We start from the raw sequence: 12,020 nt of genomic DNA on the forward strand, positions 1-12,020 counted from the left end.
CAAAGAACGCGGCGAGCGGCCCGGTGGTGGCAGTGACGGCGACGAGGAGCAGGATACCTGCCAGGTGAACCGCGAGGGGGATCTTCATTGGTTCCGGTTCGTGTCCTTGTCCGGGGCTTGTGATGCAGGGTGTGGTCATGATACTTCCTCTTTCTTTTGCTGATCCAATGCTTGACCCGGGCATGGTATAAAGCGCGGGAAGTTGGAAAAAATAGGGTGAAAATTTTCGCATGGGAACATGAGGTCAGAAAATAGAATCGCTTGTTATTTTCTGGCGATCGTGATATATCCCGAATGGCTCACGCTCGTCGAGGGCCTTGTCCCCCGCTTCGACCGGGTCATCTCCCGCTCGATTAACTCGTGGGTGTGGACTTCGGGAAATCGTTCCTGTGCGGCATCGACTACGATTGCCATCTGCTCTAAAAACGGCGTATAACAGGCCATGTATCCTCCGGCCCGGAGGTGGTCGTACGCGAATGCCACGTGCCCGGTTTCGATCTGCAGATCGAGATGGATCACGTCATAGATACCATCCGCGGTAAGGACATCGGCTGCAACCGCTTCGATATTGTCGAGTTTTGCTTCTTTGATATTCTTTTGTGCCAGCGCGGAGAAGTCCGGCCTGACCTCGTAGGTCTTCACATGCGCCGCGATCCCGCCAAAATAGATCGCCGCGATCCCGCTGCCGGTCCCTGCATCAAGCACCTCATCGTTCCGGTTCATACCGGTGTACGCGATCACAAGGCCGATATCTTTGGGGAGCATCGGGGCGCCCGAGCGCTTGCCGTGCACGAAAAAGTCCGTGGGCCGGGGGACGCGGAGCACGAACCGGGCCCCGGTGTGCGTAGTAAACACATCACCGGCCGCTGCACCGACAATCGGCCCAAGATCCAGCTGGCCCTTGTCGGTCGAGAGGGTGCCCTGGCCTGCCCGTACAAAAAATTCCCTTCCCTCGCCGACTAACAGGACGCGGTCCCCTGCCTCGATCATGGCGAAGAGAGTTTCATGATCGCTTCGGCAATATCGCCTTTTGTCGTGACAAGTGCTTCCTTTGCCTTCTCGGCCGGTACCTGCGCCTGTTCGGCGACCATCGCGATATCTTCAGCGGGGATCTCGAGGACAGCCTCTTCAAAGTGCGGTTTACCCGTGATCTGGTAGGTCGTGACCCCCTGCATGGTCATCTCAGTCACTTCCGACGGCCCGAACACCCAGTTGCCTTTCGGTGTTTTTATCACGATACTCTGGACGTCTTCAATTGGCTCGACCTGCATGCCGAGCTTCTTCATCATCGCCTTCATCTGGCGCGGATTGATGTTTCCCGGAAGCATTCTTCTCACTCCCCTGCCGTACTCTTACCGCTACACCATAATTAAATGCAAGCATCTCCGCGCCTGAAAGGAGCGCAGCGCCGCAGGCAATGAGCCGATCTTCGCCCGCGACCACCAGCACGTCGTCTCCCGCGCGGATCTGCGGGTCTGCCGCGACCACATGCTTTGCAAACGCGTTCTTTCCCTGTGCCACAAACTCCGCGACGTCGTCACGGATAATAACCCGGTAGCCCGGCACCGGGAGGAGCGCGTGGAGCCGGCGTGCCCCTTCGATCCCAAGCGTGAGCCTGCCATCCGACGCCCGGACCGTCGCAAGCCGCACGCCCCCATACAGGATCTGGCGGATACGTCCCGTCGTCGAGAACAAAAACTCGCAGCCTTCGGGAAAGAGCCCGGTACCTGCGAGGTTCCCGAACTGGTAATCAGCGATCGCCTGCACCCTGCGAAGCGAACTGTTCTCCGAGTATTCTGTTGACACGGTTGACAAACTCCTGTTCAGCGGACTTGGGGATAAACGCTCCGGCAGCGATCTTGTGTCCTCCGCCCCCGCCACCGTACTCTGCCGAGGCATCGCTGATCGCTTTCTGGAGATCGATGCCCTTTTCGATGACCCTCTCGGTTGTGCGCATCGAGACCTTGGTGAGGTTCTTGTCCTCGGGCACCTCGCACATGATCAAAATGGGTTTCCGGGTGTTTAACTTCGAAAGCGCCATGCCCGCCCCGATCCCGACGATCGTGTCCGGGAACCTGTTCCCGACACTGAGGTACTGGACGTTCTCCAGTTCGGTGACCCCGGTCTCGATGATGTACTGGAGCAGGTTTCTTATGATCGCCCGGTGGTTGCCGAGCATGTGCTCCGCCTCGCGGTAGGCTTGGCCACGGTCCCCCCGTAGGATCGCGCTCCCGATGCCGGGTTTTGTCCACCGGCCGCAGGCGTTGAGGACCGTCGCATATTCCTGTGCGTTCCGGAGAGGCGTCCTTGGGATCTCGTCCGGAAACCGGTAGGTCTCCGCGAGAAGACGTTCGATACTCTCGCCGTTTGCGATCAGCTGCTCAGCGAGTGCAGATGTGATCGTCCGCCGGTCATCGTCCCCCAGTTCTTCCCAGACATACCAGCGCCCGTCCGGGGTCTGCTGCACGATCCCGAGTTTCTTTAAGAACTGTTTTGCGCCCTCGGGGTTGTTGCTGATCCCTCTGATAAACGGGTCATCGTTGTACGCGAGTGAGAGGTAGACCGGCCGGGTCGCGGTGCCATAGCAGTTGAGGTCTTTTTTGCAGACCTTGACCGATCGGTGCCGGACGCCATCCTCCACGATCAGCTCGCGGGCCGGACCGACAAGCCCGCGGGTCTCCCGGGCCATCATATCCCCGACGTTTCCTATCACCGCGAGTTTCGCGAGGTCGATATTTGCCCCGTCCATCTGCTTTGCGATGAGATACGCGACGCCGGCTGCACTCATCTTCGTGTACCCGTACGGGAGGCAGTTGACCTGCGGGTACGGGACATCGCCCGGCTGGCTGACGTGGTGGTCGACAATCAGCACATTTTTTTCTGTGAGGCCCCGCTCATGTAAGAGGTTCTGCTGGCCGGCGCCAAGATCGGTGAAGATCTTGAACGATGCATCATCGGGCACTTGGGGCATGGTGAGCGGTTCGAGCTGCCGGACAAAAACGGAGCTGACGGTGATCCCGTGACGGGCAATCGCCTGAGAGAGGATCGCTTCACTGGAGATCCCATCGGCGTCGATGTGGGAGATGATGGTTATCTCGTGCGTAGCCGTGATCTGCTCGGCGGCGGCCTTCACATCATCAGAGAAACCCATTGTCTATTATTTATGAAGTTCTTAATTGATGAAGTGTGTCATAATGCCCGACCTGACCGTTTGTGCTGAAGAGTTCCTTGAAGAGGGGATTATCACGCATGAGCGGATGCGTGCGGTGGATGCAAACGCGCAGGCGCTTGGTGTTACCGGCCTCCAGTTGATGGAGAGCGCGGGAACGGCCCTTGCGGCATCCGTACTCGCGCTCCGCCCGGACACGGTACTCATCATCTGCGGCCGGGGCAACAACGGGGGAGACGGGATGGCGGCGGCCCGGTACCTTCAGCATGGTGTAGATACGGCAGTCTGTTATCTGGATTCAGGAACGCGCAGCCCTTCCTGTGCCCACCAGCTTGCAGCGCTTAATGGCTGCCGTGTGACGCTCCGCCCGTTTGTGTCCACCGATGATCTCCGCGCACTCTCTTCCCTGTTTTCGAAGGCCGACGTGATCGTTGATGCCCTGCTCGGGACCGGAACTGCCGGGATGCCAATGGAACCCCTTGCGACCTGCATTGCAATGGCTAACGGGTCGAGGGCAAAGATCGTTGCGGCAGATCTTCCTTCACCCGGCATGCGGGCCGACCGGATCTGCGCGTTCCACCGGCCCAAGGTGGCAGGGTCGGAGGTCGCGGATATCGGCATCCCCTTTGAAGCGGAGATATGCACCGGGCCGGGAGACCTGACCCTAATCCCGGTGCGGAAGAAGACGAGTCACAAGGGGGCCGGGGGCGAGGTGCTCGTGATCGGTGGCGGGCCGTACCAGGGCGCACCGTACCTCGCCGGTCTCGGGGCGCTCCGGGCCGGGTCCGATATCGTCAGGATCGCGTCACCGGTCTTTGAGCCGGTGCCGGACCTCATCTACGAACGGTTATCGGGAGACCGGATCGGTGGTGAGCACACGGAACGGCTCATCGCGCTCGCTGAGCGTGCGGACGTGGTTGTCTGCGGGAATGGGCTTGGTACTGAAAGTCACGAGGTCGTCCTCGCGGTCGCCCCGCACTGCAAAAAAGCGGTCTTCGATGCCGATGCCCTCCGGCTCCCACTCCCGAAAGCCTGCGGCGAGACCGTGTATACTCCCCATGCAGGGGAATTTACCCGTATCTCCGGCGTCCGGCTGTCGGGGGATGCAGGCGATGCCTGCGGGCGGGCGCGGGAGGCTAAGGCTGCGGCGGCGAAACTCGGCGGCACCATCCTCCTCAAGGGGCCTGTGGATGTCGTCACGGACGGCCGCCGGGTCAGGTTCAACCGGACCGGCGACCCGGCGATGAGCGTGGGCGGGACCGGGGACGTGCTGGCCGGGGTAACGGGAGCACTCCTCTGCCACCTGCCCGCATTCGAGGCTGCCTGCATCGCCGCGTACGGGGTCGGGAGCGCAGGGGAGCGCGTGGCAGATGAGCGCGGCGAGGGGATGCTTGCATCAGATCTTATCAACCGGATCCCCGAAGAATTGTTCAGGAGGCAGAAGTAATGGTCGAGTTTACCCATATTTCCGATGGCAGGGCACAGATGGTGGATATCAGCGCGAAGTCAGATGTCGTGCGCGAAGCGGTGGCAACCGGGAGGATATACCTGCGGTCGGCAACCCTTGTGGCAATCCGCGAGGGTACCGCGGTCAAAGGAAACGTGCTTGCCACTGCACGGGTGGCTGCCACGCTTGCAGTCAAGGAAACGCCCCGCATCATCCCGATGTGCCACACGATCCTGCTCGGTGCCATCACTGTTGATTTTACCGAAGGCAACGGGTACATAGAGGCGATTGTGACGACGAAGTCCACCGGCAAGACTGGGGTCGAGATGGAGGCCCTGACCGGTGTTTCAGTTGCGCTTCTTACTATCTGGGACATGGTCAAATCCGCGGAAAAGGACGAACACGGCCAGTATCCCGTTACAAGGATCGAGGGTATACGTGTCGTGGAAAAGCGCAAAGGGACGACCCCGGCTGCCGCGTGACAGGTTGCAGATCATACCCCTTCTATCTGCATTTATTCGTGGAGCGCCCGAGTACTTTAATAGCACCCCGGATCCATTTTATAAGAATGCGGGATTCATCCCGTTAGAAAAGGAATGTAGCCCATCACGGGCCGAACCTTGAGGTGTTATAACACATGGTAAAATCGATGTATGCGTATGTCAGGGACGCATGGGCAAGACCTGACAAGTCCGAAGTAAAAGCAATGCTCTGGGACCGAATGCAGGAGTGGCGCCGCGAGGGCAGCGTTACCCGTCTTGAGCACCCGACCCGTATTGACCGCGCCCGCTCGCTCGGGTACAAGGCAAAGCAGGGCATCGCGGTTGTCCGCGTCCAGGTCCGCCGCGGTGGCCGCCGTGTAGCCCGGTTTACCCGCGCACGCCGGTCCGCACGCATGGGCAAGAACAAGAGTACGCCGGGAAAGAGCATCCAGCGGATCGCCGAGGAACGCGCATCCCGCCGGTACCCGAACATGGAAGTCCTCAACTCCTACTGGGTCGGTCAGGACGGGAAGCTGAAATATTACGAGGTTATTCTCGTTGACGGCCACCACCCCTCGATCCGGGCAGACAAGAACCTTGCATGGCTCGCAAACCCGACCCACCGTGGCCGGGCCGAGCGCGGCAAGACCTCTGCGGGACGTAAAGGTCGCGGCATGAGAACCAAGGGAAGGGGTACCGAGAAGACCCGCCCGAGCATCCGCTCCAATGCCAACCAGGGCAAATAATCTTATCCTTTTTTCCCGCTAAGGGTATCTTCATGAAGATCACCGATGCCTGTGTTTATCCGTTTCCTGTCGGTGACTCATCGGTCCGAAGGTGTGCGCTCGAAGCCCGCTCGTTCGGGTATGACAGTATTGTTGCAGCGGACACGCCGGCTGCCGAAGTCTGTGGTATCACCGTTTTCCCCGGAATCTTCCTTGCCGGCATTCCGGCAAAGGACGTCCAGAGCCGGGCAAAAAAAAGCAGGGGCACCGGTGCGGTCGTGGCAGTCCAGATCGGGGACAACGGCTTTAACCGTGCGGTAGCCGGGACAAATGGCGTCCACATCCTGCGGGGCATCCATGCCGCTGACAAGCGTGCGTTCGATCATGTGGCAGCAAAGATCGCCGCGGACAATAACACCGCCCTTGACATCGACCTGTCGGTGCTTATCTTCGGGCGGGGGCACCTTCGGCAGAAAGCAATTCATCGCTATCTCGACCTGATGATCCTGTACCGCCGGTTTGAGTTCCCGCTCACCATCTCCTCGTCGGCGCGGTCGGTCCTCGGCATGCGGGCCGTGCGTGAAGTCACCGGGCTCTGCTCGCTGTTCGGGATGGATGAGTCCGATGTGCAGGCAGCGCTTGCAGGAGTCAGCCGGGTGACCGATCCGGGCGAGAGTATCGTGAAGGTGATCAAATGAGCATCCGCCCGCCAACGCTCCGGGAAAAACGGCGCTATCTCCTCGCCCGCATCGACCCGGCAGGAACAATCCTGGAGGCAAAGGATCTCTATTACGCGACCTACGAAGCAGTAGTCTCGCTCTTCGGAGATGTGGCCGCGGCTGCCATGCAGCCTTCGGTGCTCGCGGTGGAGAAGGGGTACGTGCTCCTGCGTTGCCGCAGGGGTGCTGAACGAGAATTTGCCATTGCACTTTCGACGCTTTCTCTCTGCCGGGACTGCACCGTTGCCCTCCGGGTGCTCGCCGTCTCAGGCACCCTCGAGAGCCTGCGGGAGCGGATCGCGACCATCGTTCCAAAGGCACCTGTTCTTCCCGGGCAGGACATTCTTCCGGCAGAGCAGGAAACGGCAGGCACAATCCCCTGCGGGTACCTTTTTGGGTCCTCACCAGTCGACGTTGTCACAGGGAACGGTCATAAGGTTGATGTGATAGAAAAGGGATTTAAAAATACACGCCGATTGTTTTTAACAACTGAAGATCTGGAGACACTACATGCAACCACAATATCAGATGGGCTATGACCGGGCGATCACCGTTTTTTCGCCTGACGGCAGGCTGTACCAGGTGGAATACGCCCGGGAAGCAGTAAAGCGCGGTACCACGGCGGTCGGTATCAAGGCACAGGACGGGATTGTCCTTATCGTCGACAAACGCATCAGTTCCAAGCTGCTTGAAGCAGCATCAATCGAGAAGATTTTCAGGATCGATGACCACATCGGGGTCGCGTCATCCGGCCTTGTCGGCGATGCACGGGCGCTTGTGGACCGGGCACGGGTCGAATGCCAGATCAACCGGGTCTCCTACGATGAGAAGATCGAGGTCGAGGCACTGGCAAAGAAACTCTGCGACCATATGCAGACCCTCACCCAGTACGGCGGCATCCGCCCGTACGGTACTGCGCTCCTGATTGCGGGAGTCAGCGACGGCGAATGCCGGCTCTTTGAGACCGACCCGTCCGGTACCCTCCTTGAGTACAAGGCGACCGGCATCGGCATCGGCAGGCCGGCGGCAATGAAGATATTCGAGGAGGAATACACTGCAAGCCTCTCGATAAAGGATGCGATCCTCCTCGGCCTCAAGGCCCTGCACTCGGCAACCGAAGGCAAGTTCGATGTCGACACTGTCGAGATTGGCATCGTTGAAAAGAGCGATGCAGCCTTCAAGAAGATGACAAAAGAAGAAGTCGCATCGTACGTCGAACAGTTCAAACAGTGATCCGGTATGATCTCTCTTGAGAACGCGGTGGTAGCCCGTCTGGAAAGTTTCGGGGAACGGTTCGAAATCTTGGTCGAACCCCACCTTGCAGCCCGCGTACGGCAGGGCGAGAACATTAACATCGAGGACGTCGTTGCGGCCCTCGACATATTCGGGAATTCTTCAAGGGGAACCCGGGCATCCGATGAATCGCTTGAAAAGGTCTTCCATACCACGGACTTTGCAACGGTGGCAAAGAAGATCATCGAAAAAGGCGAGATTCACCTGACTGCCGATCAGCGTCGGGAGATGACCGAGGAAAAACGCCGGCAGGTCGTCACCTTTATAGCCCGGAATTCGATCAACCCCCAGACAGGCCACCCGCATCCCCCCGCCCGTATCGAGAGAGCGATGGAAGAGGCCCGGGTCAATATCGATCCGTTCAAGCACCTGGACGAGCTGGTCAAAGAGACCGTCAAGGCGCTGCGTCCGATCCTGCCCATCCGGTTCGAGGAACTTCGTCTTGCAATACGGATCCCCCCCGAAAACGCTGCCCGCGCATACGGGGATATTGCGGCGGCGTGCACCATGGAGAAGGACGAGTGGCAGAAAGACGGGTCATGGGTCTGCGTCGTGCGGATCCCGGCCGGCATCCAGAGCGAATTTTACGATCTGATAAACAAGATCAGCAAAGGCGAAGGACAGGTAAAGATCCTCAATCAAGTATATTAATTACGAGGACAAATATAGAAAGTCAATTCGGTGGATACTCATCATGGCAAGCTCTGAAAAATCAGCAAAAGGAAAAGTAACCGGTAGTGCAGGGCGTTTTGGCTGCAGATACGGAAGATTCGTGCGCAAGCGAGTCGCAGAGATGGAAAAGATCTCCCGGGCAGATCACCGGTGCCCGAAGTGCGATACGATGTCGGTGCAGCGCAGAGGCACCGGTATCTGGGAATGCCGGAAGTGCGGGTTCAAGTTCGCCGGCGGCGCATACCAGCCCGAGACCCCGTCACTCCGTGTTGCCCTCCGTGCCATCGACCGCACGAGTGTCGTTGAAGAAAAGACCCAGTAACTGGAATTAAGAATGGCAAGTACCTACAAGTGCGCACGGTGCAAACAGAAAGTGGAGATCGACGTCAACGTCCGTTGTCCCTACTGCGGCCACCGCATCCTGTTCAAGGAACGCGGCGCAGCAATAAAAGAGCTGAAAGCCAGGTAACCGGAAAACCGGTGCCGGAAGAACCGGCAGTTCCCTTTTTTATCCTAGTTTTTCCAATATACTTACGAGGTACTCCTGTGCCGCACCATGAAGCCATGTTCCGGTTTACGACCGATCACGCCGATCAGATCTACCGGTCGCTTCTTCCGGAGTTGCAGGAGGATGTGAACCCCCGGTCCGCGACGCAGGCTTGGGTCGAAGGGACGGATACGCTGGTCCTGCATGTTGAGGCACAGGATCTCGCGGCGTTGCGTGCGGCGCTCAATATGTTCCTGCGCCTCGTAAGTGTTGCCGACGAGATGCAGCAGTTCACCTGAAAATCTCTGTTATTTGTGCAGTTTTCGTCCTGAACAGGAAGTTTTTGGATATTACCTCTCCATCGATACGTGCGGAATCATTTTTATCGCTGGGAAATGAAACTTGATACGGAAGATACGATTATGCAGAACATTCCCCCAAAAGTCCAGAACCAGTTTGCGATGCTCCAGCAGGTGCAGCAGCAGCTCCAGACGATCCTTTCACAGAAAACCCAGTACGAAATGGCAGTACGCGAGGCCAAGCGTGCACAGGAAGAGGTCACCGACGCTGGCGACGAAACCCCCATGTACATGAGCATCGGGACGGTCATGGTGCAGAAAAAGAAGGAATATGTCACCACAAAACTCACCGAAAAGGTGGAAACCCTCGAACTCCGGATCAAATCGTTGGAGAAACAGGAAAAGATGCTTCAGGGCAAGTTCGAGCAGCTCCAGAGCCAGATTAAGGCAGCACTCGAGGGCAAGAGCGCCCCGAATGCTGCATAACTTTTTTTTTAAACGTTTGAAACCCTTTTTGGGATAGTACCTGATGCGGTACCTGCTGGAACCGTGCCAGATGGGAATCTGCCGATCCGGCAGTTCCCATCCATGAAAATTTAAAAAATGACGAGGGGTTTTAGTCCCTGCTCGTGAGGTTGATCGCGTTCACGAGCGCATCAACTGAGGCGAGCACGATATCGTCGCCGCTCCCGCTTGCATCATAGATGTGCCCGAGTTCGTCCTCGACGGCAATCGTCACGTGGCACATCGCGTCCGAGCCCCCGCTGATCGCCTCGATGTTGAACTCGGTAAGCCGGATCCTTACCGGCAGGATCCCGATGATCGCGTTGAGCGCCGCATCCACGGGACCGTTCCCGACACTCGAGAAGACATGCTCGGTGCCGTTGACCTGCGCCCGCACGCTTGCCGTCGGGATCACGTGATTGCCGGTCATGATCGCGATATCGTCGAGCTGGAGCACCTTTTTCCCGATCTCGATGCCCATGATACTCTCGGCGATCTCGTAGAGGTCGGCGTCGGTCACTCGTTTCCCCTTGTTCGCGATCACTTTTACGCGCTCGACAATCGTGTCGAGCTGTGCATCATCAGGTTCAATGTGGGCATCAACCAGCATCTGGCGCACGGCGTGCCTGCCCACATGTTTGCCGAGCGTGAGCCGGCGCCGGTGCCCGACCATCTCCGGGGTCATGATGCCGGGTTCGAATGTCGCGGAGCACTTGAGCACGCCCTGCGTGTGGATGCCGCTCTCGTGCGAGAAGACGTTCTCCCCGACCACCGGCTGGGTGGGCGGGATGCCAAGCCCGGAGAAACGGGAGACAAGGCGCGAGGTCTCGACGAGGCGTTCTTTTGTGATCCCGGTATGGATACCGTAGATCGCCTCCATAATCATTACTGTCTGGGCAAGGTCGGCATTGCCGGCCCGCTCCCCAAGGCCGTTCACCGTCACCTGCACCTGCGAGGCACCGGCTTCAACGGCGGCGATCGTGTTTGCGACCGCGAGGCCGAAGTCGTTGTGGCAGTGGACGTCGAGCGGGCAGTTGACCTCGCGGGCGAGCCGGCCCATGAGCATCTTCATGCCTGACGGGGAGATGACCCCAACGGTGTCCGGGATGTTGATGATCGTCGCCCCGGCCGCAGCTGCGGTACGGCAGACCTCGACAAGGTAGTCGGCGTCCGTCCGCGTCGCGTCCATCGGTGAGAACATGCACGTATCCACATGCCCCCGGATGTACCGGATGATCTCGCTTGTGATCGCGAGCACCTGCTCCCGGCTCTTGTTGATGGTGTTCTCCCGCTGGATGTCCGATGTCGGGATGAACACGTGGATCATGTCGACATCGCAGTCGATGCAGGCATCGACATCGGCTTTAACCGAGCGGGCGAGTCCGCAGACATTCGCTTCAAGATCGAGTTTTTTTATCGCGGCGACTGTCTCTTTCTCGGCCGCTGACGATGCAGGGAATCCTGCCTCGATCGTATGGACGCCGATGCCTGAGAGCTGACGGGCAATCTCAATTTTCTGTTCAAATGTGAAGGCAATCCCCGGGGTTTGTTCCCCGTCACGGAGTGTCGTATCAAAAACGGTCACGTTGTTCTTCGCACGGCTATCGGTGAAGAAAACGATCCCCCGCAAAATCCTTGCGAGCCATACTTAATCATGGCCCCCGGATTATTTAAAGAAACCCTGCCCCGCCCGGTTTTCGCCGTTTTTACCCCATAAATTCCGGCGATCTTACGATATGTTTAATAGGAAACTATCCCTACATTATTAGGCAGAGTGCCCCGCCTTAACTCAGCCTGGTAGAGTGCGCGGCTGTAGTATGGTTTGCCTGATAGAGGCAACTGCGCGGCTACCGCGATGTCCCCGGTCCGAATCCGGGAGGCGGGATATACTGTAAAAGTGCCCAGGTAGTGTAGCGGCCTATCATGATTGCCTGTCACGCAATCGACTCGGATTCGAATTCCGACCTGGGCGTCGATCAGGTTTTTAAGATTTTTCCTTAAAGCACCTGTTACCCGCCCGGTAATTCAGATTCATCCATATTCTCTTCTCAAGAAAATGTCCATTCCTGTGATAGGACTGGTATTTGTGCTACCCGAAGACCCTTGGAAGGTTATTCAAATAGCTGCGCCTGATGTCAAGCATTCTTTCCGATTACATTTATTGCATACAATAAAAAACTAAATACATTGTCATTCCATCGCAGAATCCACGAAGCTTCATCA

16 protein-coding genes and 2 tRNA genes are annotated in these 12,020 nt (G+C 58.0%); 13 read left to right on the top strand and 5 right to left on the bottom strand.

From position 1 onward, the window contains the following. Nucleotides 1-264: 264 nt before the first annotated feature. From WCE46_RS03700 to WCE46_RS03715, 4 genes are read right to left on the bottom strand one after another with little or no spacing between them, the layout of a single operon-like run. On the bottom strand, nt 265-990 hold the full coding sequence (locus tag WCE46_RS03700; protein ID WP_424732353.1) for an rRNA adenine N-6-methyltransferase family protein: 726 nt from the start codon (nt 988-990) through the stop codon (nt 265-267). Next, nucleotides 987-1,328: a nascent polypeptide-associated complex protein gene (locus WCE46_RS03705; RefSeq protein WP_424732354.1), complete on the bottom strand. Its 342-nt coding sequence runs from the start codon at nt 1,326-1,328 to the stop codon at nt 987-989. Before WCE46_RS03705 ends, WCE46_RS03700 begins: the two co-directional genes overlap by 4 nt. Further along, entirely contained in the window at nt 1,252-1,806 is a 555-nt protein-coding gene (locus WCE46_RS03710; protein WP_424732355.1) for a PUA domain-containing protein, read from the bottom strand. Before WCE46_RS03710 ends, WCE46_RS03705 begins: the two co-directional genes overlap by 77 nt. Beyond that, nucleotides 1,751-3,151: a DHHA1 domain-containing protein gene (locus WCE46_RS03715; RefSeq protein WP_424732356.1), complete on the bottom strand. Its 1,401-nt coding sequence runs from the start codon at nt 3,149-3,151 to the stop codon at nt 1,751-1,753. Before WCE46_RS03715 ends, WCE46_RS03710 begins: the two co-directional genes overlap by 56 nt. Nucleotides 3,152-3,179: 28 nt before the next feature. On the opposite strand from WCE46_RS03715, the gene WCE46_RS03720 reads away from it, so the two are divergent. From WCE46_RS03720 to WCE46_RS03770, 11 genes are all read left to right on the top strand, one after another. Continuing rightward, nucleotides 3,180-4,616: an NAD(P)H-hydrate dehydratase gene (locus tag WCE46_RS03720; RefSeq protein ID WP_424732357.1), complete on the top strand. Its 1,437-nt coding sequence runs from the start codon at nt 3,180-3,182 to the stop codon at nt 4,614-4,616. Then, nucleotides 4,616-5,098: a cyclic pyranopterin monophosphate synthase MoaC gene (gene moaC, locus WCE46_RS03725; RefSeq protein WP_424732358.1), complete on the top strand. Its 483-nt coding sequence runs from the start codon at nt 4,616-4,618 to the stop codon at nt 5,096-5,098. Before WCE46_RS03720 ends, moaC begins: the two co-directional genes overlap by 1 nt. Nucleotides 5,099-5,253: 155 nt before the next feature. Beyond that, complete coding sequence (locus WCE46_RS03730; protein ID WP_424732359.1) at nt 5,254-5,844, top strand: 50S ribosomal protein L15e; 591 nt, start codon at nt 5,254-5,256, stop codon at nt 5,842-5,844. A gap of 32 nt (nt 5,845-5,876) precedes the next feature. After that, nucleotides 5,877-6,521, top strand: a complete 645-nt coding sequence (locus WCE46_RS03735) for an RNase P subunit p30 family protein (protein ID WP_424732360.1) — start codon at nt 5,877-5,879, stop codon at nt 6,519-6,521. Next, entirely contained in the window at nt 6,518-7,081 is a 564-nt protein-coding gene (locus WCE46_RS03740) for an Rpp14/Pop5 family protein (protein WP_424732361.1), read from the top strand. The genes WCE46_RS03735 and WCE46_RS03740 overlap by 4 nt, the downstream gene beginning before the upstream one ends. Continuing rightward, on the top strand, nt 7,053-7,775 hold the full coding sequence (gene psmA, locus WCE46_RS03745; protein ID WP_292425614.1) for an archaeal proteasome endopeptidase complex subunit alpha: 723 nt from the start codon (nt 7,053-7,055) through the stop codon (nt 7,773-7,775). The genes WCE46_RS03740 and psmA overlap by 29 nt, the downstream gene beginning before the upstream one ends. Nucleotides 7,776-7,781: 6 nt before the next feature. Continuing rightward, nucleotides 7,782-8,486, top strand: coding sequence for a ribosome assembly factor SBDS (locus WCE46_RS03750; RefSeq protein WP_424732362.1), 705 nt, complete (start codon nt 7,782-7,784; stop codon nt 8,484-8,486). Nucleotides 8,487-8,529: 43 nt separating this feature from the next. After that, the gene (locus tag WCE46_RS03755; protein ID WP_424732363.1) at nt 8,530-8,829 is read left to right on the top strand and encodes a 50S ribosomal protein L37ae; all 300 of its coding nucleotides are present in this window, start codon (nt 8,530-8,532) and stop codon (nt 8,827-8,829) included. Nucleotides 8,830-8,841: 12 nt separating this feature from the next. Continuing rightward, nucleotides 8,842-8,976 carry a DNA-directed RNA polymerase subunit P gene (locus WCE46_RS03760; RefSeq protein WP_012107386.1) on the top strand — a complete coding sequence of 45 codons (135 nt, stop codon included), beginning with the start codon at nt 8,842-8,844 and terminating at the stop codon, nt 8,974-8,976. Nucleotides 8,977-9,053: 77 nt separating this feature from the next. Beyond that, nucleotides 9,054-9,293, top strand: a complete 240-nt coding sequence (locus WCE46_RS03765; protein ID WP_424732364.1) for a KEOPS complex subunit Pcc1 — start codon at nt 9,054-9,056, stop codon at nt 9,291-9,293. 123 nt (nt 9,294-9,416) lie between these two features. Further along, nucleotides 9,417-9,779 carry a prefoldin subunit beta gene (locus WCE46_RS03770; RefSeq protein ID WP_424732389.1) on the top strand — a complete coding sequence of 121 codons (363 nt, stop codon included), beginning with the start codon at nt 9,417-9,419 and terminating at the stop codon, nt 9,777-9,779. A 130-nt stretch (nt 9,780-9,909) separates the two neighbouring features. Here WCE46_RS03770 and WCE46_RS03775 read toward each other — a convergent pair whose 3' ends face one another. Beyond that, the gene (locus tag WCE46_RS03775) at nt 9,910-11,427 is read right to left on the bottom strand and encodes a 2-isopropylmalate synthase (protein WP_424732365.1); all 1,518 of its coding nucleotides are present in this window, start codon (nt 11,425-11,427) and stop codon (nt 9,910-9,912) included. Between the two features lie 148 nt (nt 11,428-11,575). On the opposite strand from WCE46_RS03775, the gene WCE46_RS03780 reads away from it, so the two are divergent. Both WCE46_RS03780 and WCE46_RS03785 read left to right on the top strand, forming a co-directional pair. Further along, nucleotides 11,576-11,682, top strand: a tRNA-Tyr gene (locus WCE46_RS03780). Between the two features lie 14 nt (nt 11,683-11,696). Further along, nucleotides 11,697-11,769: transfer RNA gene (locus WCE46_RS03785), tRNA-Asp, on the top strand. Nucleotides 11,770-12,020: the final 251 nt, after the last annotated feature.

Source organism: Methanoregula sp., assembly GCF_049690535.1.
GTDB lineage: Archaea > Halobacteriota > Methanomicrobia > Methanomicrobiales > Methanospirillaceae > Methanoregula.